We start from the raw sequence: 21,813 nt of genomic DNA, 5'->3' as shown, positions 1-21,813 counted from the left end.
CTGTCTCCCCGTCTGGAGAACAGGCTAACCTCAAAACGAAAACAGTTCAGGGGAGCAGGTCGCAACCGGATGAAATATCAGGGGCAAGCTCAAGGGTAAGCTCAGAGACAAACTCAGAGACAAACTCAGAGACAAACTCTGGGGCAAACTCGGGGGCCGCTCGATCGGCCGCCCGCGAGGTTTGCAAGATTCCGCCCGCGACCGGAGCGGGGACCGGGCCTTTGCGGCAGGGTCAGGCGGCGCGATACCGTTCGACCGTGGCGGTGGTGCGGGCGGCGTTCGAATGCAGCTCGCTTGCCACCTGACGGGTCTGGTCGGCCTCTTCCAGTACCTTTCGCGAGGATTGCGCTAGGTCGGACAACGTTGTTTCGACCCGCGCCAGAAGGGTGCGCGAGCGCGCTTCCATTTCCTCGACCTCGGCCAGCAGCGTGGCGTTCGAGGCGATGCGGCCGCGAATGTCTTCCAGCGCGTGATCGGTGCCCGCGACCTCGCGGACCGCGCCGGTGACGGTCTCGCGCACCCCGTTCAGCATGCCGCGGATGTCGGCCGCCGAGGCGGTCGTGGTCTCGGCGAGGCTGCGCACCTCCTGCGCCACCACCGAAAAGCCCGCGCCGGCCGTGCCGCTGGCCCGGGCCGCCTCGACCGAGGCGTTGAGGCTGAGCAGCCGGGTGGCGAAGGCGACCTCGTCGATCATCTCGAGCCCGGCGGCGATGCGTCCGATCGCGGCGCTGGCCTGTTCCATCCCGGCCACGGCCCGCTGCGAAATCTCGGCGGCATCGGCCGCGCTCTGACGCGCCAGCTCGGAATTCAGCAACGCCTGTTCCAGACGCGCGCCGTTGCGGTCGACCTCGGCGCGCAGCTCGGCCATCTCTTCCGAAACGGACCCGATCTGGCGCGCCTGATCGGTCGAGCCCGAGGTCAGCGTCGCGCTCTGGGCGCTGAGCTGCGCGGCATGGGCGGCGACCGACTGGGCCGAGGCGGCGATCTCGCCGACCATAGTCTCGACCGACCCGATCATCGCATTGATCGACCCCGGCACCCGGGCGAAGGGGCCCTCGTGCCCGATCTGCATGCGCCGGTCGAGCCGCCCGTCCAGCACCGCCTCGATGGTCCCGGCCAGATCGGCCAGCAACGCCTCGGACTGGTCGGCAAGCCGCCGGTCGGTTTCGGCCTTGCGGCGGATGTTCTCGGCGATGCCGTTGAACAGGGTCGCCGCCTCGTGCGATTCCTCGCCCGGTTCGGTCTCGATCCTGCCGATCTCGGCCGAGGGGTTCTCGGCGATGCGGGCCATCGCCCGCACCAGCCCCGAAAGGCCCAGCGGCGCGTCGTGTTCGGCAATGTTCAGCCCGGCCTCCTCGGCCTCGCGCGTGACGCGAAGCCCGCCGCGCGGCCCGTCGGGCGCGGGCAGCAGCGCGTCCACGATCCGCAGCAGAACGAAGGCCGTGCCGAAGGCCCAGACGAAGACCGCGCCGATGCCCAGGGCCTGCACACCGATCTGGGCGATCCGGCTGCCTGCCATCAGCGCATCGGGCCGGGCCAGGGCGCCCGCCATCAGCGTCCCCCAGGCCCCTGCGACGCCGTGCACCGAGATCGCCCCGAGCGGGTCGTCTAGCCGCCAGACCCGGTCCAGCATCTCACGCGCAAGGAAGGCGACGGCGCCCGCGCTGGCCCCGATCAGGAAGGCCGATTGCGTCGCGACCGCGTCGCAGCCTGCGGTGATGCCGACCAGACCGGCCAGCGAGCCGTTGATCAGATGCTCGGGCCGGTAGATGCCGGTCTTGCGCGCTCCGATGATCAGCCCGACCGCACCGCCCGCCGCGCCCGAGACGATGGTGTTGGCGATGATCCCGGCGATGGCGCCGGACCCGATATTGGTCGATCCGCCATTGAACCCGATCCAGCCGATCCAGAGGATCAGCGCGCCCAGCGTCGACAGGACCGGCGAATGGCCATGGAGCGTGACCGGCCGTCCCGCTGCGTCATAGCGCCCGAGCCGCGGTCCGATGAGGATGATCGCGGCCAGAGCCACCCAGGCACCGACCGAATGCACCACGGTCGACCCGGCGAAGTCGATGAAGCCGAGCCGCGCGAGCCAGCCCTCGGTCTCGCCCGACAGCAGCCCGCCCCACGCCCAGTGGCCCGAGACCGGGTAGATCAGGCAGCCGATCAGCAGGGTGCAGATCATGTAGCCCGACATCGTCGCGCGTTCCGCGACCGCGCCCGAGACGATGGTGGCCGCGGTGCCGCAGAACATCAGCTGGAAGACGAAGAAGGTCAGCGACCAGTCGCCTTCGGTGTTGAAGAAAATGTAGTCGGAAGAAAACCCGATCCATCCGCCGAGGCTGGGACCGAACATCAGCGCAAAGCCGATCGAGCCGAAGGCCAGCGTCGACAGGATGAAATCGACCAGGTTCTTCTGGGCGACGTTGATCGAGTTCTTGGACCGGACCTGCCCGGCCTCGAGCAGCAGGAAGCCCGCCTGCATCATGAAGACCAGCGCCGCGGCGGTCATCGTCCAGACATGGTCGAGGTCGGTATGAAGCGCGAAACGCTCGGTGCCGGCGGCTGCAATCCCAGGCGTCAGGAGGGTGGCGAGAACCGCCAGGACAGCTTTCATGAACAGGGCTCACTGGTTGAAAACGACTCCCTGCCTAGTCCCCACATCCGAAATAAGAATTAACCGCCCGGGGCCACTGCCGCCGGGGCCCCGGAAAGGGCGCGCCGATGGGCGCGCCCTGCCTCGATCAGAGCAGGCCGCCCATATGGAAGGCTTTGGTTTCAAGGTATTCCTCGATCCCGGCCTGCGCGCCCTCGCGCCCGAGCCCCGAGGTCTTGACGCCCCCGAAGGGCGACACCTCATGGCTGACCGCGCCGGTATTGAGCCCCACCAGACCGAACTCGAGCGCCTCGCCGACCCGGAAGGCGCGGGCCAGATCGCGGGTGTAGAAATAGGCGGCCAGCCCGAAGGGCGTGCCATTGGCGAGGGCCAGCGCCTCGGCCTCGGTCTTAAAGCGGAAGATGGGCGCCACCGGGCCGAAGGTTTCCTCCGAGGCCAGCCGCATCGCGGTCGTGGCGCCGGTCAGGACCACCGGATCGGCGAACTGCGGCGGCAGATCGCGGGCGGGGGTCGCCCGGGTCGCGCCCTTTGCCAGCGCGTCGGCGACATGGGCCTCGATCTTGGCGATGGCGGCGGCGTTGATCATCGGGCCGATCTGGGTGCCGTCCTCGGTGCCCGCGCCCACCTTCAGCGCAGCGACCCGGGCCGAAAGCTTCTCGACGAAGGCGTCATGGATGCCCGCCTGCACCAGGATCCGGTTCGAACAGACGCAGGTCTGCCCGCCATTGCGGAATTTCGAGGCCATCGCGCCCTCGACCGCCGCGTCGAGATCGGCGTCGTCAAAGACGATGAAGGGCGCATTGCCGCCCAGTTCCAGGCTGAGGCGTTTCACCGTGAGCGCGCATTGCTCCATCAGCAGAGCCCCCACCCGGGTCGAGCCGGTGAAGGACAGCTTGCGCACGATTGCGGACCCGGTCAGCGTCGCGCCGATCTCTTCGGGGCGGCCGGTCAGGATGTTGATGACGCCCGCGGGGATGCCCGCGCGCTCGGCCAGAACCCCAAGCGCCAGCGCCGAATAGGGGGTGAAGTCCGAGGGCTTGATGACCACGGTACAGCCTGCCGCCAGCGCCGGGGCGACCTTGCGGGTGATCATCGCGTTGGGGAAGTTCCAGGGCGTGATGATGGCGCAGACGCCCACGGGTTCCTTCAGCGTCAGGATGCGCTTGTCGGGCGTGGGCGAGGGGATGATGCCGCCATTGATCCGGCGGGCCTCTTCGGCAAACCAGCGCACGAAGCTCGCGCCATAGCGGATCTCGCCCAGGGCCTCGGCCAGCGGCTTGCCCTGCTCGGCGTTCAGGATCCGGGCCAGATCGTTCTCATGGGCGCGCATCAGGTCGTACCAGGCCATCAGCAGATCGGCACGCTCGGCATGGCTGCGGGCCTTCCAGGGGCCCATGGCGGCCGCGGCGGCGGCGATGGCGGCCTCGGTCTCGGCGGCGGTGCAGTCGGGCATGTGGCCGATGGTGGCGCCGGTCGCGGGATCGGTCACCGCCATGTCGGCGCGGGCGGTCCACTGGCCGCCGATCAGCGCGGCCTCGCGGAAAAGATCGGGATCGTTCAGGGTCATTTCAGGCCTCCAGCGCCGCCTTGACGGTTTGGGTGATCGCGGATGTGGAATGGCTGCCGGGCCGGGTGCCGATGCCTTGCGCCGTGGCGGCCTCGATGGCGGCAAGGATCGCGGCGGCGGCCTCGGCCTCGCCCAGATGATCGAGCATCATCGCCGCCGACCAGATCGCGGCGATGGGGTTGGCGATATCCTTGCCCGCGATATCGGGGGCCGACCCGTGCACGGGTTCGAACATCGAGGGCGCGCTGCGGTCGGGGTTGATATTGGCTGAGGCCGCGAAGCCAAGGCCCCCCTGAATGGCCGCCCCCAGATCGGTCAGGATGTCGCCGAAAAGGTTCGAGGCGACGATCACGTCAAGGCTTTCGGGCGCCATCACCATCCGCGCGGCCATCGCGTCGATATGCATGGGCTCGACGGTCACGTCCGGGTAGTCGGCGGCAACCTCGCGGGTGACCTCGTCCCAGAAGACCATCGAATACTGCTGGGCATTCGACTTCGTCACCGAGGTCAGATGCCCGCGCCGCGCGCGCGCCTGCTCGAAGCCAAAGCGCAGGATGCGTTCGACGCCCATCCGGGTGAAGACCGAGGTCTGGATCGCGACCTCGCCCGGCGTGCCCTGATGCACGCGCCCGCCCGCGCCGGAATATTCGCCCTCGGTATTCTCGCGGATGCAGAGAATGTCGAAGCCTTCCGACTTCAGCGGGCCTTCGACGCCTTTCAGCAGCCGGTGCGGCCGGATATTGGCATATTGCGCGAAGGCCTTGCGGATCGGCAGCAAAAGCCCGTGCAGCGACACGGAATCCGGCACCGTGGCGGGCCAGCCGACCGCGCCCAGATAGATCGCGTCGAAGCCGCGCAACGTCTCGATCCCGTCCTCGGGCATCATCCGCCCCGTGGCCAGGTAATGGTCGCAGGACCAGGGGAAGGTCTCGGTCGCCAGCGTGAAGCCGAAGCGCCGGGCGGCGGCGGTGGCGATCTCCATCGCGGCATCGGTCACGTCGACGCCGATGCCGTCGCCCGGGATCAGGGCGATCTTGTGGTTGGTCATGGTCGTCTCCTGAAAAGGCGGCTCAAAGGTCGATCAGAACGGATTTCTGGCGTCGGTTGGCCAGATAGGCCTCGCGGCCCAGATCCTTGCCAAGGCCCGAGGATTTCCAGCCTCCGGTGGGCAGGATGTGGTCGCGCGAGCGGCCATAGCGGTTGACCCAGACCGTGCCCGCCTCGATCGCGCGGGTCATCCGCAGCGCGCGCGACAGATCGCGAGTGTAGATCCCCGAACAGAGGCCATAAGTCGGATGGCGAGCCAGGGCCAGCGCCTCGTCCTCGGTTCCGAAGGTTTCGACCGTCAGGACCGGGCCGAAGATCTCTTCGGTGATGGCGGGCGAGTCCGCGCCAGGCCCGGTCAGGATCGTGGGCGCATAGAAGCTGCCGGGCCGGTCGAGGCGTTCGCCGCCGCACAGCACCCCGGCGCCCTCGGCCCGGGCGGCCTGCACGAGGCTGTCGATGCGGGACAGCTGGGCCTCCGAGATGATCGGCGAATAGCCGGTGGTCGCCTCCCAGGTCGGGCCGGGGGCGATCCCGGCCATCTTCGCGGCGATTTTCGCGGCCAGCTCTTCGGCCACAGAGGCTTCGGCGATCAGGCGCGATCCGGCGACGCAGACCTGACCGGCATTCGCGGTGATGCCGCGCAGGATGCAGTCGGCGGCGAGGTCCAGATCGGCATCGGCGAAGACCAGTTGCGGCGACTTGCCGCCCAGTTCCAGCGTCATCGGCTTGATGCCGCTGCGCGCGATGTTTTCCATGATCGCCGCGCCCGCCCGGGTCGAGCCGGTGAACGAGACCTTGGCGATGCCGGGATGGGCGACCAGCGCCGCGCCGGTGTTCGGCCCGTCGCCGAGCACGATGTTGATCAGCCCCTCGGGCAGGCCCGCGCGCACCGAAAGTTCGGCCAGGCGCAGCGTCGACCAGGGGGTCATCTCGGAGGGTTTCAGCACCACCGCATTGCCCGCGGCCAGTGCCGGGCCAAGCTTCCAGCCCGCCATCGACAGCGGGAAGTTCCAGGGCGTGATGGCGCCGACGACGCCATAGGGTTCGGACGCGATCATCCCCATCCGCCCGGCGCCGGTCGGCACCAGGCTGCCGCCCTCCTTGTCGGCGAATTCCGCGAAGAAGCGGATCTGTTCGGCCAGGATCGCGACATCGCCCGGCACCGCCTCGGCAATCGGGCGGGACGAAGCCACGGCCTCGATCCGGGCCAGGTCCTCGGCCTCGGCCTCGATCAGATCGGCCCAGGCCTGCAGCGCTCGAACCCGGTCGCGGGGGGCCAGATCGGCCCAGCCCGACCGGGCAAGTGCCGTGCGGGCGGCCTCGACCGCGCGGTTGACGGTCCCGGCATCGGCTTGCGGGATCGCGCCAAGGATGCGGCCGTCCGAGGGCGCGCGGATCTCGATGGCGTCGGGGCCGGGCAGATAGCGCCCGCCGATGAAATGACCCTCCGGCAGGGACAGGCGTGCCGGGTCGAAACTGAGCGACATGGCTCCTCCGCTGTGATCTCGGGCCGAGCCTAGCCGATGGCCCCCCGTATCTTCCTGCCGAAGTGCCGGGGCGCGCAGCATATTCCGCTGTCAGCGCCGCCCGGATGGCAGGATCGTCTGCGACCGGCCGGGGTCCGGGCGGGCCAGGCAGGCCGAGACCGGCAGCGGCCGCGCCGGGGCCTGGGCCCGCATCCGTCCCGCCTCGGCCGGCCGCATCTCTGGCGCGATCCCGGTGGCGGCGGCCAGGATCTCGGTTGCGGCGATCTGGCAATAGCGGCCCTGACAGCGGCCCATATCGGCGCGCGACAGCGACTTGACCCGGTTCGCCTCCGCCCCGCCATGGGCCGCGCTTTCGCGCAGCGCGCCCGCGGTGATGCCCTCGCAGCGGCAGATGACGGCGCTGTCGGGCAGTGCCGCGACCCTGGCGGCGGGGTCGGGAAAGGCCTGCGCCAGACCGGCCGCAAAGCGGCGCGGGCGTTTGAGGCGGCGCAGATCGGACGCGGGGTGGGGCAGGCCCAGATCCTGAAGGCAGGCGATGGCGGCCAGCCGCCCCGCGATCTCGGCCGCGTCGGCGCCTAGAAGGCAAAGCCCGTCGCCCGCGAGATAAAGCCCGGCACCCGCCCGGCCCATCGGGTCGGTCTCGGGCCGCCATTGCGCCCAGAGCGGATCGTGGACAAGGCGCGCGCCCGCCAGTTCGGCCAGATGGGTTTCGGACCGCAGGTGCCAGCCAAGCGCGACGGTATCGCAGGGGGGCCGCGCCTGTCCGCGCGCGTCGCGCCAGCAAAGCGCGGTCGGCCCCTCGGCATCTGCCTCGATCCGCCCGAGCGTGACGCCCGCGCGGAACAGCCGCCCGAGCCGCGCCCGCATCGTCAGCCCTCGCAGCGTGACGACGGGTCGGGCGGCCAGCTGGGGCAGCGCCCGGGCCTGCGCCCCAAGCGGTGCGGTGTCCAGAACGGCGGCGACCCCGGCTCCGGCCGCCTGCAGCTGTGCCGCGACCAGCGTCAGCAGCCGGCCGAGGCTGTGTGGAAACGCTGTTCCGTGTTAAGCTTCCGCGAGTTGGCAGGAGGCAGGGATGGCGGGCTTCATCGATGGCATCGACCGGGAGCAGGTCACGCTTTTCCCTGATCGTCTCGAGGACTGGATCGGCGAGGATCACCTGGTCCGTGTCGTCGATCTCTTCGTCGAGGAGCTTGATCTTCCGGCGCTCGGCTTCGAGCGTTGTGTGCCCGCCCGAACCGGTCGCCCGGGCTACCATCCGGCTGTGCTGCTGAAGCTCTTCATCTACGGCTATCTGACCCGCATCCCGTCCAGCCGTCGCCTGGAGCGTGAGGCGGGTCGCAATGTCGAGGTGATGTGGCTGACCGGCCGCCTGGTGCCCGATCACAAGACCATCGCCGATTTCCGGCGCGATAACGGGGCAGCGATCCGCAGGACCTGCGCGCAGTTCGTGGAGCTGTGCCGGCGGATCGGGGTGCTGAAGGGCGATTGCGTGGCCATCGACGGCAGCAAGTTCAAGGCCGTGAACAACCGCGACAGGAACTTCACAAAGAACAAGATCGCCAGCCGCTTGGCCCATCTGGAGGCTGATGTCTCGCGGTATGTCGATGACATGGCCCGTATCGACCGCCAGGAAGAGGGGGAAGCCCGGGCTGACAAGGTCGCCCATCTTGCTCGCCGCTACGGTCGTATCCGGCAGGAGATTGCCCGGCTGAAGGCAATGGAGAAGGCCCTGACCGAGGCGCCCGACGGGCAGATCTCGCTGACGGATCCCGATGCCCGGGCCATGGCGACCAGCGCCCGGCACGGCGGCATGGTCGGCCACAACGTCCAGGCCGCGGTCGATACCGAGACGCATCTGATCGTAGCACATGACGTGACCAATCAGGGCTTCGATCGCGACCAGCTGAGCCCGATGGCGGCCGCGGCCAGGGAGGCCCTTCAGCGCGACGACCTGCACGCCATTGCCGACAAGGGATATTTCAGCGGGTCTCAGATCCTGGCCTGTCCTCAGGCGGGGATCACCACGACCATGCCGCGCCCCGAGACATCGGGCAACCTGGGCAAGGGCATGCATGTGAAGGCCGACTTCGCTTACGATCCGGCCCGCGAGGTTTATGTCTGCCCAGCGGGAGAAGAGCTGAACTATCGCTACTCGCGCGAGGAGGACGGCCTGCGGGTCGGCCGCCACTGGACCAATGAATGTCAGGATTGTCCGGTTCGTCACCGCTGCACCACCAGCAAGGAACGTCGGATCACCCGGTGGGACCATGAACACCTGGTCGATGCGATGCGCGAAAGGCTGGGTGGGCATGCGGATCCGATGACCCTGCGCCGCTGCACCGTGGAACACCCGTTCGGCACGCGCAAGGCCTGGATGGGGCACACCCATTTCCTGACCCGGAGGCTGAAGAACGTCCGCAGCGAGATGGCGCTGAATGTGTTTGCCTACAACATCAAGCGGGTGGTCGCGTTGATCGCCATCCGGGGCCTGATGCGGGCCATTCCGGCCTGATCGGGGGGTGCCGCGCCCCAAGCGCAGACGTTGCGCTTTGCCCGAAAGGGATCGCCGGGCCGCCACGCGCGCCAGGGGATGTCTGAGACGGCTAAAGCGAGCATCCGGGCAAATCAGCATCCGAAAACCCCTGCCGGCCCGTCTCCACACAGCCTCCGCCGCTTCCGGCCAGCACGATCCGCCGTCCCAGCGCCACGCCCTGCGACTTGAGCGCGATCTGCGCGGCGCCAAGCGAAAACACCCCCGGCGCCTGCCAGCCGGGCACCGGGGCCAGCCGGTCGGTGGCGCCGGATGCAAGGATCAGCCGGTCGAAGGGGCAGGGCAAAAGCCCTTCAGGGCCAAGGACATGCAGCACCCCGTCGCGGATCGCCACGACTGAGCTTTCGGGGCAATGGTCGATCCGGCCCCGGGCCACAAGCCCGTCGAAACAGTCATGCAGCGCGACCGCCTTGGCGGCCTCACTGCCATAAAGCGTGGCAGGAGGGCGGGCGAAGCCTGCGGGGGGGGGCGGTAGATCTGGCCCCCCGCGCGCGTGCCCTCGTCGATCACCATCGGGCAAAGCCCGGCATGGGCCAGGGTTTCGGCCGCGCGGATGCCCGCGGGGCCCGCGCCGACGATGACGACCCGGGTCATGGCCAGCTTTCCGGCGGCTGCGACAGAAGCCGCATGCCCGGCGCGACGGGCGTCGAACCGGCGCGGAGCCGCGGCCCGTCTTCCTGCCAGACCCAGCAATCCTGACAGGCGCCCATCAGGCAGAACCGGCGCGCCGTTCTGGGCCTGCATCGCCCGCGCGCAGGCTCCGGGCCGATGTCAGCACCGCCGTCAGCACCGTGTCGCCCGCCAGGGCCTGACAGGCGCGGCCATCCAGCATGAAGCGGACGGGCGGGCGGCCCTTTTCCGCCAGCCGGACGAGCTGACCGGTCATTCGGCGGCCTCAATGGCCTCTGTGGTCCTGGCGGGGCGGGGCAGGTCGGGGAAACGAGCGCAGACCGCCTCGAACGCGGCCGCGACGCCTTCGGCGCCGGTGCGCCGTCCATCCGCGCAAAGATTTCGGTCTTGGCGAAGAACCGCCAGTGGATCGGCAGCGCCGACAGGATCGCACTCAGCGCGTCATAGGCCGCGGGCGTGGCCCGGGCGGCGCCGCGCCGCCGTCGCGGCCTCGTCGACCCTGCCCTCGGGCAGCATCACGCCATAGTCGCGACCGGCGGCCCCGGCCGAGACATAGCCCCGCGCCACGTCCCAAGCCACCCGCCAGGGCTCGCGCGCCATCGGATCGCCGCGCCCGCCGCCCCCGTCCGAGCGGATCTCGAGCACGTCGCCCGGTTGCAGCACGGCGGCATCGACATTGCCCAGACGCCGCTCATTCGGTGTGCCGGGATTGACGACCATATCGGACAGCCCCGCCGCCCGGCCCCCCAGTAAGCCCCAGGGGCGAAAGAAGGACCGGTCGCGGTTGCGCACGGTGATGCGGGTATCGGGGGCGAAGACGCGGAACGCCATCTCGGTCGCAAGCCCGCCGCGCCAGCGCCCCGGGCCGCCGGAATCGCGCGCAAGCCCATATTTCACGAATTCGACCGGGGTTTCGGTTTCGGTGATCTCGATGGGCGTGTTCTTCAGGTAGGCCGCATCGGCGCCCGAGCCATTGGTGCCGTCGCGATGGGGCATGCCGCCGCCACCGCCCACGACCGGGTTCACCGCAGCGATGATGTTGCGCCGGGTCCGCTCGTCGGTGGTCATCACGTTGACGCTGCAGTTGTTACCGGCTGGTGCTGTGGGCAGGCGGTCGGGCACCGCCTGCGAGAAGGCGCCGAAGATCACCGAGCGCAGCCGCGCGCAGGTCAGCGACCGCATGCCGACCGCGGCGGGCGCCACCGGGTTCAGCACGGTGCCCTCGGGCGCGATGCAGGTGAAGGGGCCCGCGAGCCCCTTATTCAGCAGGATCTTCGGGTTCAGGGTGTAAAGGACGTAATAGACGCCCACCAAAAGCACCGTGTGGCGCGGATCGCCGCCCGAGGGCACGTTAAGCGAACTGGCCATCTGCGGATCGGACCCGGTGAAATCGAGGATGGCCTCGTCGCCCCGGATCGTGAGGCGCAGCTTCAGCCGGCAGGGATTGGCCTTTTCGGAATCCTCGGCGGCATAATCGGCGAACTCCCATGTCCCGTCGGGCATCGCCGCCAGCACGGCACGGGCCTGGGCCTCGGCACGGTCGAGCAGCTCCTCCACCCCGTCCAGAAACGTCGCCTTGCCGAACTTGGCGATCATCGCATGGGCCTTGCGTTCGCCCGTGTTCAGCGCGCCGAGCAGCGCCTTGATGTCGCCGATGTTCAGATCGGGCTTGCGCACGTTCGTCGTCATGATCCGCAGGATCTGCGCGTCGAAGCCCCCCTCGTTCACCAGCTTCATCGGCGGAACGCAAATGCCCTCCTGATGGATCTCGGTCAGCGCGCGCGACAGCGAGGCGGGCACGGCGCCGCCCATGTCGGTATTGTGGATATGCCCGCCAGACCAGGCGACGATCTCGCCGTCCGCCAAGATCGGCTTCCACAGATGGGTGTCGGGGGCGTGGGTCGCGACATGGCCCGAATAGGGGGCGTTGGTGAAGGCCACATCGCCCGGGCGGTAGTCATCCACCATGTCGATTGCGCGGCCACAGGTCAGCCCCGGACACCAGGTGGCGCCCAGATCCATCGGCACGGCGAAGGTCTGGCCCGCGCGGTCCATCAGCATCACCGTGAAATCCTGCGTCTCCTTGACGAAGGCGGAATGGGCGGTGCGGTGCAGCGTATGGGCCATGTTCTCGGCCGCGGCGCGGGCATGTTTCGCGAGAACCTGAAGGGTCATGCGATCAAACATCAGGCGCGCTCCTCGATCTGCAGATGAAGGTTCAGGTGCCGGTCCACAAGGGCCAGCGCCCCGGGCGGGATCGCGACGGTGGTGTCTTCCTGGACGACGACGGCGGGGCCTTCGAACCTTGTGCCCGGGGTCAGATCGTCCCGGGAATAGAGGTTCACATCCTGTTCGGCGCCGCCCGTATGGACCCGGACGGATCTCAGTGCGGTCGCGGCGGTCTTTGCCTCTTCTGCCTCGGGCAGGCTCAATGCGGGGCCCGCGCCGATGGCGGTCAGGCGCAGGTTGACCATCTCGACCGTGCCCGTCGGGTCGTCGAAGTCGTAGATCCGCGCATGTGTCGCGTGGAAGGCCGCCGCGATGGCGCCCAGATCCCCCGTCTCGATCCAGGCTGGGTCCAGCGTCACCTCGATTTCATAGATTTGCCCGTGATAGCGCATGTCGGCCGACAGGATCAGATCGACGGCGCCGTCATGGCCCTGATGGGTCAGCCATTGGCGGCCCTCGGCGATCAGGTCGGCCAGCGAGGTCCGCAGCCCCGGCAGGACCTCGGGCGAGGGCAGGGCAAAGACCCTGCGGATGAAATCGCCCCTGAGATCGGCCACCAGTCCGCCAAGCGCCGAGACGGCGCCGGGACGGCGCGGCGCCATCACATGCGAGATGCCCATCTCCTGCGCCAGGAACGCGCCCAACATCGGGCCGCCGCCGCCGAAGGGCATCAGGGTGAATTCCCGCAGATCGACGCCCGCGCGCGGGGCCAGTTTCTCGACCTCGACGAACATCTCGGAAACCGCGATATCGAGGATCGCCTGCGCCGTTTCGGCCAGCGGCCGCTCGAGGATCGCGGTCAGTTCGCCCACCGCCGCGCGGGCCAACGCGGGGTCCATGTCGAGCTGCCCATAGGCCATTTCCGTATGTCCGAGCCAGCCGCAATCGGCCATCGCATCGGTCACCGTCGCCTTGGTGCCGCCGCGCCCATAGCAGGCGGGGCCGGGGCTTGACCCGGCCGTGTAAGGCCCCACCCGAAACACGCCGTGATCGTCGATCCAGGCGATGGACCCGCCGCCGATCCCGATCGAGTTGACCGAGACCGAAGGCATGTGCAACGGAAACTCGCCCACCGCCGCCCGTGCCGAATTGCGCGGTGCCATCGACGATCAGCGCGAAATCGGCCGAGGTGCCGCCGATATCGAGCGTCAGCACCTTGTCCTCGCCCGCCTGCCGGGCCAGCCAGGCGGCTCCGATCACCCCCGAGGCGGTGCCCGACAAGAGCATGTTCACGCAGGCGGTCTTGCCCTCGGCGGCGTTCATCACCCCGACATTCGACTTGGTCAGCAAGGACCGGCTGGGCACGCCCTGCGTGGCCAGCCGGTCCTCGAGCGCGCCGAGATAGCCCGCGACGCGCGGATGCACGTACCCGTTCAGGATCGCGGTCGTCGTGCGTTCGTATTCGCGGATCACCGGCCAGACCTCGGGCGAGGTAAAGACGAAAAGGTCCGGTGCAAGGCGTTGGATTTCGGCCTTGATCGCGGCCTCCTGCGCGCCGTCGCGCCAGGCATGCAGGAAGGCCACGATGATCCCCTCGGCCCCCCGGGCGCGGGCCGTGGCGACGGCCCCGGCCACCGCAGCCATGTCCGGTGCCAGGGTTTCCCGCCCATCGGCCCGCAGCCGCGCGGGGATGCCGAAGACCATGTCGCGGGCGATCAGCTGATCGGGACGCGCGCGGAACAGCGAATACATGGCAGGCATCCTCAGGCGCGCCAGCTCGATCACGTCCTCGAAACCCGCATTGGTCAGAAGTGCGAGCCGCGCCCCCTTGCGCTGGATCACCGTGTTGATGCCGACGGTGGTGCCATGGACGAAGCGGATGATGTCGCCGGGTGCCAGCCCCTCGCGCCCGGCCAGCAGGGAAAGGCCGGTGATCAGCACGGCCCCCGGCTCGTCGGGCGTGGTCAGCACCTTCAGCGAGGCCACCCGGTCCGAGCGCGTCTCGAGCGCGCAGAAGTCGATGAAGGTGCCGCCGATATCGACGCCGACCTTCCAGTCGGCTGGCAAAGCGCCGCGTCCGTCCATGCCACCTGTCCCTTGCTGTTTCGGGGCCGAGGCTGGCACGCGGGCCGGGGCGCGGTCCAAGACGCATCCCGGCAGGGGGCAGAAGTCACGCTTATGCGGAAAGGGCGGGCAGCGTTGGGCAGGTCTGGCGCAGATGGCCGCAAAGCCGGGTCTCGGCCTGCGACAGCGGGCGGTTGCGGGCCGAGAGCAGAGCCAGCGGCACGGTCGGGCTGGCCGTCAGCGGCCGGACCGCGATACCCGCGAACTGCGCCCAGGGCAGCAGTGCATCGACGAGGGCAAGCCCCAATCCCGCCTGCACGGAAGCCCACGGCCGAGATCGAGCCGTCGATCTCGAGGCTGGCGGTCAGGGTCACGCTCTCGGCGCGGGCCAGCTCTTCGCCGGGGCGGGTGTCGCCGCGATGGAAGATCAGCGGCGCCTCCGCCAGATCGGCAAGGCTCAGGCTTTCCTGCGCGGCCAGCGGATGGCCTGCGGGCAGAAGGCAGGCGAAGCCGACACGGCTCAGGACCTCGGCCGCGATATCGGGGGCAAGACGGTCGTCAAGCGCCAGCGCCAGCCCGGCATCGCCCGCGCGCAGCATCCGGATCATCGAGGCCAGCGGCGCGATGTGAGACCGCAGCAGGATTTCGGGATGGCGCGCCCGGAAGGCGGCCAGCGCGCCGGGCAGCACGGCCATTGCGGGCGGGGTCGAGGCCGCGATCCGCACCAGCCCGGCCCGGCCATGCCGCAGATCGGCGGTCTTCGGGCGCAGCCCTTCGAGATAGGCGAAGATCCGTTCGGCCTCGGGGAAGATCCCGATGGCCTCGGGCGTCGGATGCAGGCGGCCCCTGATCCGGTCGAACAGCGGAAAGCCCAGTTCGTCCTCGGTATGCAGAAGGATCTGGCGCAGCGCCGGCTGCGAGATGTTCAGCATCCGCGCGGCGGCGGTGACGGTGCCCGCCCGCATGATGGCGCTAAAGACTTCCATCTGGCGTGCGCGCATCGGCTTTTCATAGGTCCAGCTTATGAGGTTATCCCGATCCGGTCTTTGACGCAAAGACCCCACGCCGCCAAACTTGCAGAGGACAAAGTCAGGTGGCGGCAGCATGGATGCACCGGTTCCGGGCGGCGGGCCGATGGGAAGGGCCTCGGCCTTTTTCCTGGGCCGGCGCGGGGTTCGGGTGACGCTGGTCGAGCGCGGCCGGATCGGCACCGGCGCCACCATCGCCGCCTTCGGCAATATCCGCCGGACCGGGCGCCACCTGCCGCAACTGCCGCTGGCCCATCGGTCCCGCGCGCTTTGGGGCGAGGCCGAGGCGCTTCTGGGCCGCGATGTCGAGTTCCGCGCGACCGGGCATCTGCGGCTGATCTTCGACGCCGACGGCCTGTCGGACATGCGCGCCTTTGCCGAGGCCGCCCGGCCCTGGGGGCTCGACCTTCAGGAGCTGGCGCCGACAGAGATCCGCGCGCGCTTTCCGGGGTTCGGGCCCGAGGCGATTGCGGCCTCGTTCTCGCCCGAGGACGGGTCGGCCAATCCGCGCCTGATCGCGCCCGCCTTCGCCGCTGCCGCCCGCGCGCTGGGCGTGCGGATCGTCGAAGAGGCGGGGCGGGTTGATATCCGCCAGACCGGTTCGGGCTTCGAGGTTGCGACCGCGCAAGGCACCTTTGGCGCCGGGGTCCTGTTGAACGCGGCCGGGGCCTGGGAGCCGGGATCGCGGCGAGGTTCGGCGAGCCGGTGCCGCTGGAAGCGTTCGGCTCGCAGATGTGCGTGACCGAGCCGCTGCCGCACCGGGTGCTGCCGGTGGTCGGGATCTGGACCCGGGACGCGGGCCGGAACGGCTATCTGCGGCAGGTCGAGCGCGGCAACATCATCTTCGGCGGCGCGGCCGAACGGGTGGCGGTGGCGCTTGACCCCGGTCATGCCCAAGCCGATCCGGCGCGGCTGCCGGGGCAGGTGCGGGCGCTCGTGCGACTTTTGCCTGCGCTGGGGGCTTCGGGCACAACGCGGGGGCTGTTGCATGCCTTCAGCATTGCCCCGGTGTCGGCGACGCCATGGCCGAGCTGATCGCGACCGGGGCCTGCATGACCCCGCTGGCCGAGTTCGGGATCGGGCGCTTCGCCCGATGACCGGCTCAGAACTCCGAGACCTTGCCCCATTGCGCCCCGCCAAAACGCGCCAGCCGGTATTGCGCGATTTCGGTGATCGGCGGGCGGCCCAGCAGGATGTCGGCCACCAGATGGCCAGCACCGGGGCCGATGCCGAAGCCATGCCCGGAGAACCCCGCCGCCAGCAGCAGGCCCGGCACGCCGATCTCGCCGTCGATGACCGGCACCCCGTCGGGCGTGCTGTCGATATAGCCCGCCCATTCGGCCTGCACCGGCAGCGTCTTCAGTGCGGGCAGCAGGCGGCGGGCACGGGTCAGCGTCTCGGCGATCAGCTTCGGCGCCGGGCGCGGGTCGAGGATGCGGACCCGCTCCATCGGGGTGGGGGCGTCCATCGCCCAGCGGCGCCGGGTCTCGAAGCCCGCGGCCCAGGCCTGGAACCCGCCCGGGGCCAGCGCCTGCCAGCGCTTGGCGAACATCGGCAGGAAGTGCCGCGCGCCCATCAGGGCGCCGGGCGTCGGGTCGAGACTGGCCTTGCCCGAGATTGCCAGTGTATGCCCGCCATCGCCGCGCCGGGTGACGGAAACGGCGGCGGTATGAAGCGCCGCCGGAAGATCGCCGCCGCCGGGCGCGAGCGACAGGATCGAGCTGCGGACCGAGGCTTGCGGGACCCGAAGCCCCAACTGATGCAGGAAGCTCGCGGCCCAGGCGCCGCCCGCAAGCACCACCTGGCGGGTGCGGATCACGCCCTTTTCGGTGATGACGCCGCTGACGGCGCCCGCCTCACGCTCGATCCCGCGGGCGGCGCAGTTCTGCAGGACGGTGCCCCCCAGCTTCGTCACGCCGGTCGCGATCAAGGGCGCGGCGCGCGCCGGATCGGCGATGCCGTCGGTCGGCGACCAGACCCCGCCCGCCCAGGCCTGCCCGGTCGCGGCGCCGCGCTCGGCGGCCTCGGCGGCGCTCAGCATCCGGGTATCGACGCCCGCGCCCCGGGCAAAGCGGCCCCAGTCGGCCCAGCCCTCGATCTCGGCGGGGTCGTTCGAGAGATAGAGAAGCCCCGAGCGGCGGAAGCCGAGATCGGTGCCGGTTTCGGCGGTCAGGCGGTCCCAAAGCTCGAGGCTTCGGGTGGCCAGCGGCAGTTCGCGCGCGTCGCGGTTCTGCTGGCGGCACCAGCCCCAGTTGCGCGAGGACTGTTCGGCGCCGACCAGCCCCTTTTCCAGCAGCACGACCTTCTGTCCGGCCGCGGCCAGCCAATAGGCGGCCGACACGCCCACGATGCCTGCGCCGATGACGACGCAATCGGCGGATTCGGGCAGGATATCGGGGGTTTCGATCCGGTGGAGGGGCGCGGGCATGAGGGGACTCCGGTCTGTTCGGGGCCGACGTTAGGCCAGCCGACGCGCCCGTACCTGCCAGAATCCGCGCCGGAAACAGCATTTCCTGCGGAATTGCCCTTGCCGAACAGCGTGAGAAGGCGTTTCTCGGACGTTGCGTCAGACGGCCGCAGACCGCCCGCCGGGGCCTCTGGCGCCCCCCGATGACGCCTTACCGCCGAGGACGACCCATGGACAGCCGCCAGAAACTTGACCGCATCGACATCAAGATCCTGTCCGAGTTGCAGAAGAACGGGCGGATCACCAATGTCGAGCTGGCCGAGCTGGTGAACCTCTCGCCCTCGCCCTGCCTGATGCGGGTCAAGAAGCTGCAGGCGGCGGGCTATATCACCGGCTACAGCGCGCAGATCGATCTGGCGAAGCTGGGCGAGACCCTGACCGTCTTCACCGAGGTCACGCTGAAGAACCACCGCCATATCGACTTTTCGCGGTTCCAGCAGACCGTGGCCAAGATCGAATCCTGCATCGAATGCCATCTGGTGTCGGGCGGCTACGACTATCTGCTGAAATTCGTGACCGCCGGCATCGTCGACTATCAGACCATCATGGAAAGCCTGATCGACCGCGACATCGGCATCGACAAGTATTTCAGCTTCGTCGTGATCAAGTCGCCCTTCATCAAGTCGCAGATCCCGCTGACCAGCCTGTTCGCGGGCAAGCTCGACACCTAGCGGCGCGAGAAGGCGGCCAGCAATTCGGGGTCTTGGTCGAGACTGTCGAGCCAGCCCGGATCGATCTGCGGCACCGAGGAGATCAGCAGTTTCGAATAGGGATGCGCGGCCTCGGCCGACATCCGTGCCGCGGGCAGTTCCTCGACCACCTCGCCCTTGTACATGACCAGCACGTCGTCGCAGATCGCTTCGACCGTCGAGAGGTCGTGCGAAATGAACATGTAGCTGAGGTTCAGTTCGGATTGCAGCTCTTCCAGCAGCTTCAGGATCGCGGCGGCCACGACAGTGTCGAGCGCCGAGGTGATTTCGTCGCAAAGGATCAGCTCGGGCTCGGCGGCCAGCGCCCGGGCGAGGTTCACCCGCTGTTTCTGCCCGCCCGACAGCTCGCGCGGCAGCCGGTATTTCAGCGCGGCCGGCAGGTGCACCATGTCCAGCAGCGCATCGACCCGCGCGTCGCGGGCCGCGCCCCTGAGCCCGTGGTAGAATTTCAGCGGGCGGGCAAGGATGCTGCCGACCGTCTGGGCCGGATTGAGCGCGGTATCGGCCAGCTGAAACACGATCTGCATGCGCCTGAGGTCTTCCTTGCGGCGCTCTTTCAGATCGCCGTCAAGCTCGTGCCCGTCCAGCAGAACCGCACCGCGATAGGGTGGCAGGATTCCCGAAACGGCGCGGGCGAGGGTCGATTTCCCGGACCCGGATTCGCCGATGACCCCAAGGTTGCGGCCCCGTTCCAGCCGGAAATTGATGTTCTTCAGAACCTTCACGGCGGGTTCGCCGTTCTGGAAGGTGCCATAGCCCGCATGCAGGTCGATCGCTTCGAGGATCGGCGGGCGGGGCTGCAGGCCGGCAATGCTGCGCGGCTGGTGCGGCACCGGATCGACCGCCGCCAGCAGCGCCCGGGTATAGGGGTGGCGGGCCTCGGTCAGGATCTTCGGCGTGGTGTTCTCTTCCTGGATCTCGCCGCCCTTCAGCACGATGATCCGGTCGGCGATCTGGGCGACCACGGCCAGGTCATGGCTGACATAGACGCCCGAGACGCCGCCTTTCTGCACCACCGCCTTGAAGGCGCGCAGCACCTCGATCTGGGTGGTGACGTCAAGCGCCGTGGTCGGTTCGTCGAAGATCACCAGTTTCGGGTCGCCGATCAGCGCCATGGCCGCGGCCAGCCGCTGTAGCTGGCCGCCCGAGACCTGGTGCGGATAGCGCCGCCCGATGGTCTCGGGCTGGGGCAGGGCGAGCGCGCGGAACAGCGAGACCGCCTTGGCCTCGGCCTCGGCGCGCGGCATCAGGCGGTGGATGCCGGTGATCTCGACCACCTGATCCATGATCCGCTTCGAGGGATTGAAGGCGGCGGCGGCCGATTGCGGCACGTAGGACACCTCGGTGCCGCGCAGCTCGGCGCGGTCGGCCTCGGACATCGCGGTGACGTCGCGGCCGTCCAGCGTGACGGTGCCGCCCGCGATCGAACAGCCGGGGCGGCAATAGCCCATCAGCGACAGCGCGATGGTGGTCTTGCCCGACCCGGATTCGCCGATCAGCGCGACGAATTCGCCGGGCTGGATGTCGAAGGACACGCCCTTGATGATCTCGACCTGTCGGCCGGAATCGGTGACCGCGCCGATATGCAGGTCGCGGACGGTGACAAGAGGCTGGCTGGCGTCGGGCATCAGGCGCTCCTGTCGCGGATACGGGTGGGCAGGTTGTCGATGAAGAGGTTCATCGAGATCGTCAGCGAGGCGATGGCCAGCGACGGGAACACCACCGCAGGCGCCCCGAAGCTAAGCGCGCCGATATTCTCGCGCACCAGCGCGCCCCAGTCGGCATTGGGCGGCTGCACCCCGAGCCCGAGGAACGACAGGCCCGACAGCACCAGCACGATGAAGACGAAGCGCACGCCCAGATCGGCCAGCACCGGGCCGAGGATGTTGGGAAAGATCTCGCGCGCGATCAGATAGGGGGTCCGCTCGCCCCGCGCCCGGGCGACCGTGACGAAATCCATGGTGTTGACGTTCACCGCAAGCGACCGGGCAAAGCGGTAGGCTCCGGGCATGTAGATCGTAGCCAGCGTCAGGATCAGCACGGTCAGCGACGAGCCGACGGCGGCGGCGACCACCAGCCCGAAAAGAAGCCCCGGAATGCCGTTGATCGCATCCAGCAGCCGCGACAGTCCCATGTCGAAGATCCCGCCGACCACGGCGGCGATCATCCCCAGCACCACGCCCACCGAACAGGCGATGGTGACGGCCGCCAGCGAGATGCCCACCGTATAGCGCGCGCCCATCAGGATGCGCGAAAGCATGTCGCGGCCCAGATAATCGGTGCCCAGCAGAAATTTCTGCGACATCGGACCGAAATAGTCCCAGTCGACGATCTCGCCCACCGGATAGGGGGTGATCAGCGGCCCGACCAGCGCCACCGCCCCCCAGAGCAGCACGATGGCCAGGCCGATCCGGCCGGCCCAGTTGAAGCGGAAGCCATGGCGGGCGGGCGACAGGAACATCGGTTTGGGCATCAGCGGCGGAGCCTCGGATTGGACAGGATCGCGACCAGGTCGGCCAGGGTGATGAGCGTCAGGTAGCTGACGCAGAAGATCATCGCGCAGGACTGGATCAGCGGCAGGTCGCGGGTCGCGACCGCGTCGACCATCAGCTTGGCGACGCCCGGATAGTTGAAGATCGTCTCGACGATGATGACCCCGCCGACGAGGTAGGACAGCGACAGCGCCATCGCATTGGCGATGGGCCCCAGCGCGTTCGGCAGCGCGTGGCGCAGCACCTGGCGGATGCGGCCCGCCCCCTTCAGCCGCGCCATCTCGACATAGGGGGTGTCGATGGTCTCGATCAGGGCCGCGCGGGTCATGCGGATCATCTGGGCCGAAACCACGAAGGTCAGGGTGATGACCGGCATGGTATAGGCTTTCAGCAGCGCCCAGAAGGTGCCGACCTCGGCCCCGAAGCTGAGCGCGGGCAGCCATTTCAGCCAGACCGCGAAGATCAGAACGGCCAGCGTCGCGACCATGAATTCGGGCACCGAGATCACGGTGATGGTCAGCGCGGTCACCATCCGGTCATAGACCGAGCCGCGCCACATCGCCGCGGTGATCCCGAGAAACAGCGCCAGCGGCACCGAGACGGCCGTGGTGACGCCTGCCAGTTTCAGCGAATTCGCCAGCCGGCCGCCGATCAGGTCGGCCACGGGCATCTGGTTGACATAGGAGGTGCCCAGATCGCCGGTAAAAAGCCCGCCGAGCCAGCCCAGGAAGCGCAGGAAGGCGGGCTGGTTCAGCCCCATCGCCTCGCGCAGCCCCGCGACCGCCTCGGGGGTGGCGGCCTGCCCCATCAGGATCTCGGCCACGTCGCCGGGCAGAAGGTCGGTGGCGAAGAAGACGGCGAAGGACACGATGATCAGGGTGATCAGCGCGATGCCCAGCCGCCGGGCGACGAGGATATAGGGGATCAGGGATGCCTGCACGGACGTGGCTCTCCTCCTGCGTGGGGCGTCGACGAGGGGCGCGG

At 69.0% G+C, this 21,813-nt stretch carries 20 protein-coding genes and 1 pseudogene; 4 read left to right on the top strand and 17 right to left on the bottom strand.

The features are described 5' to 3' along the window. Positions 1 to 232: 232 nt before the first annotated feature. The 5 genes from amt to BYZ73_RS08925 form a co-directional block, all read right to left on the bottom strand. Positions 233 to 2,617 (bottom strand): ammonium transporter, encoded by a 2,385-nt coding sequence (gene amt / locus BYZ73_RS08945; protein ID WP_112315697.1) that lies wholly within the window; start codon positions 2,615 to 2,617, stop codon positions 233 to 235. 127 nt (positions 2,618 to 2,744) lie between these two features. Next, positions 2,745 to 4,184, bottom strand: a complete 1,440-nt coding sequence (locus BYZ73_RS08940) for an NAD-dependent succinate-semialdehyde dehydrogenase (protein ID WP_112315696.1) — start codon at positions 4,182 to 4,184, stop codon at positions 2,745 to 2,747. Position 4,185: 1 nt separating this feature from the next. Further along, positions 4,186 to 5,232 carry a tartrate dehydrogenase gene (locus BYZ73_RS08935; protein WP_112315695.1) on the bottom strand — a complete coding sequence of 349 codons (1,047 nt, stop codon included), beginning with the start codon at positions 5,230 to 5,232 and terminating at the stop codon, positions 4,186 to 4,188. A 22-nt stretch (positions 5,233 to 5,254) separates the two neighbouring features. Continuing rightward, the gene (locus BYZ73_RS08930; protein WP_112315694.1) at positions 5,255 to 6,718 is read right to left on the bottom strand and encodes an aldehyde dehydrogenase family protein; all 1,464 of its coding nucleotides are present in this window, start codon (positions 6,716 to 6,718) and stop codon (positions 5,255 to 5,257) included. A 90-nt stretch (positions 6,719 to 6,808) separates the two neighbouring features. Next, a complete protein-coding gene (locus BYZ73_RS08925) occupies positions 6,809 to 7,585 on the bottom strand; it encodes a (2Fe-2S)-binding protein (RefSeq protein WP_245943099.1) in 777 nt (258 codons plus the stop codon). 205 nt (positions 7,586 to 7,790) lie between these two features. Here BYZ73_RS08925 and BYZ73_RS08920 point away from each other — a divergent pair, with 205 nt between their 5' ends. After that, positions 7,791 to 9,230 (top strand): IS1182 family transposase, encoded by a 1,440-nt coding sequence (locus BYZ73_RS08920; RefSeq protein WP_112315692.1) that lies wholly within the window; start codon positions 7,791 to 7,793, stop codon positions 9,228 to 9,230. A gap of 91 nt (positions 9,231 to 9,321) precedes the next feature. Here the strand turns inward: BYZ73_RS08920 and BYZ73_RS23565 are convergent, their stop codons facing one another. The 8 genes and pseudogenes from BYZ73_RS23565 to BYZ73_RS08895 form a co-directional block, all read right to left on the bottom strand. Then, positions 9,322 to 9,603, bottom strand: a complete 282-nt coding sequence (locus BYZ73_RS23565) for a hypothetical protein (RefSeq protein WP_220086826.1) — start codon at positions 9,601 to 9,603, stop codon at positions 9,322 to 9,324. Continuing rightward, positions 9,531 to 9,863, bottom strand: coding sequence for an NAD(P)-binding protein (locus tag BYZ73_RS23560; RefSeq protein WP_220086822.1), 333 nt, complete (start codon positions 9,861 to 9,863; stop codon positions 9,531 to 9,533). The genes BYZ73_RS23565 and BYZ73_RS23560 overlap by 73 nt, the downstream gene beginning before the upstream one ends. Continuing rightward, positions 9,860 to 9,979 carry a 2Fe-2S iron-sulfur cluster-binding protein gene (locus BYZ73_RS24140; protein ID WP_220086821.1) on the bottom strand — a complete coding sequence of 40 codons (120 nt, stop codon included), beginning with the start codon at positions 9,977 to 9,979 and terminating at the stop codon, positions 9,860 to 9,862. Before BYZ73_RS24140 ends, BYZ73_RS23560 begins: the two co-directional genes overlap by 4 nt. Further along, positions 9,979 to 10,155, bottom strand: a complete 177-nt coding sequence (locus tag BYZ73_RS24080; protein WP_220086820.1) for a 2Fe-2S iron-sulfur cluster-binding protein — start codon at positions 10,153 to 10,155, stop codon at positions 9,979 to 9,981. The genes BYZ73_RS24140 and BYZ73_RS24080 overlap by 1 nt, the downstream gene beginning before the upstream one ends. Before the next feature lie 185 nt (positions 10,156 to 10,340). Further along, entirely contained in the window at positions 10,341 to 12,086 is a 1,746-nt protein-coding gene (locus BYZ73_RS08905; RefSeq protein WP_220086819.1) for a hydantoinase B/oxoprolinase family protein, read from the bottom strand. After that, positions 12,086 to 13,231, bottom strand: a complete 1,146-nt coding sequence (locus BYZ73_RS24000) for a hydantoinase/oxoprolinase family protein (RefSeq protein WP_281269465.1) — start codon at positions 13,229 to 13,231, stop codon at positions 12,086 to 12,088. The genes BYZ73_RS08905 and BYZ73_RS24000 overlap by 1 nt, the downstream gene beginning before the upstream one ends. 46 nt (positions 13,232 to 13,277) lie before the next feature. Beyond that, positions 13,278 to 14,153: pseudogene (locus tag BYZ73_RS23995) on the bottom strand (hydantoinase/oxoprolinase N-terminal domain-containing protein); the annotation flags it as partial. Next, on the bottom strand, positions 14,042 to 15,118 hold the full coding sequence (locus BYZ73_RS08895) for a LysR family transcriptional regulator (protein WP_220086818.1): 1,077 nt from the start codon (positions 15,116 to 15,118) through the stop codon (positions 14,042 to 14,044). The gene BYZ73_RS08895 and the pseudogene BYZ73_RS23995, both read right to left, overlap by 112 nt. A 118-nt stretch (positions 15,119 to 15,236) precedes the next feature. Between BYZ73_RS08895 and BYZ73_RS08890 the strand changes: the two genes are divergently transcribed. Both BYZ73_RS08890 and BYZ73_RS23545 read left to right on the top strand, forming a co-directional pair. Beyond that, positions 15,237 to 15,902 (top strand): NAD(P)/FAD-dependent oxidoreductase, encoded by a 666-nt coding sequence (locus BYZ73_RS08890; RefSeq protein ID WP_220086817.1) that lies wholly within the window; start codon positions 15,237 to 15,239, stop codon positions 15,900 to 15,902. Then, positions 15,899 to 16,195, top strand: coding sequence for a hypothetical protein (locus BYZ73_RS23545; protein ID WP_220086816.1), 297 nt, complete (start codon positions 15,899 to 15,901; stop codon positions 16,193 to 16,195). Before BYZ73_RS08890 ends, BYZ73_RS23545 begins: the two co-directional genes overlap by 4 nt. Positions 16,196 to 16,262: 67 nt before the next feature. Here the strand turns inward: BYZ73_RS23545 and BYZ73_RS08885 are convergent, their stop codons facing one another. After that, the gene (locus BYZ73_RS08885) at positions 16,263 to 17,588 is read right to left on the bottom strand and encodes an NAD(P)/FAD-dependent oxidoreductase (RefSeq protein WP_112315691.1); all 1,326 of its coding nucleotides are present in this window, start codon (positions 17,586 to 17,588) and stop codon (positions 16,263 to 16,265) included. Positions 17,589 to 17,797: 209 nt separating this feature from the next. On the opposite strand from BYZ73_RS08885, the gene BYZ73_RS08880 reads away from it, so the two are divergent. Continuing rightward, a complete protein-coding gene (locus tag BYZ73_RS08880) occupies positions 17,798 to 18,298 on the top strand; it encodes an Lrp/AsnC family transcriptional regulator (protein WP_075784525.1) in 501 nt (166 codons plus the stop codon). Here the strand turns inward: BYZ73_RS08880 and BYZ73_RS08875 are convergent. The 3 genes from BYZ73_RS08875 to BYZ73_RS08865 are packed head-to-tail and all read right to left on the bottom strand — an operon-like array spanning position 18,295 to position 21,769. Further along, complete coding sequence (locus tag BYZ73_RS08875) at positions 18,295 to 19,965, bottom strand: ABC transporter ATP-binding protein (RefSeq protein WP_112315690.1); 1,671 nt, start codon at positions 19,963 to 19,965, stop codon at positions 18,295 to 18,297. The two genes, BYZ73_RS08880 and BYZ73_RS08875, sit on opposite strands and share 4 nt — an antisense overlap. Next, a complete protein-coding gene (locus BYZ73_RS08870) occupies positions 19,965 to 20,810 on the bottom strand; it encodes an ABC transporter permease (RefSeq protein WP_112315689.1) in 846 nt (281 codons plus the stop codon). Before BYZ73_RS08870 ends, BYZ73_RS08875 begins: the two co-directional genes overlap by 1 nt. Next, complete coding sequence (locus BYZ73_RS08865) at positions 20,810 to 21,769, bottom strand: ABC transporter permease (protein ID WP_112315688.1); 960 nt, start codon at positions 21,767 to 21,769, stop codon at positions 20,810 to 20,812. Before BYZ73_RS08865 ends, BYZ73_RS08870 begins: the two co-directional genes overlap by 1 nt. Between the last annotated feature and the right edge of the window lie 44 nt (positions 21,770 to 21,813).

It is taken from the genome of Rhodovulum viride, from assembly GCF_003265965.1.
Classification (GTDB): domain Bacteria; phylum Pseudomonadota; class Alphaproteobacteria; order Rhodobacterales; family Rhodobacteraceae; genus Rhodovulum; species Rhodovulum kholense.
The sequence above is the reverse complement of the archived record's forward strand: the minus strand, read 5'-3'. Positions and strand labels throughout refer to the sequence as shown.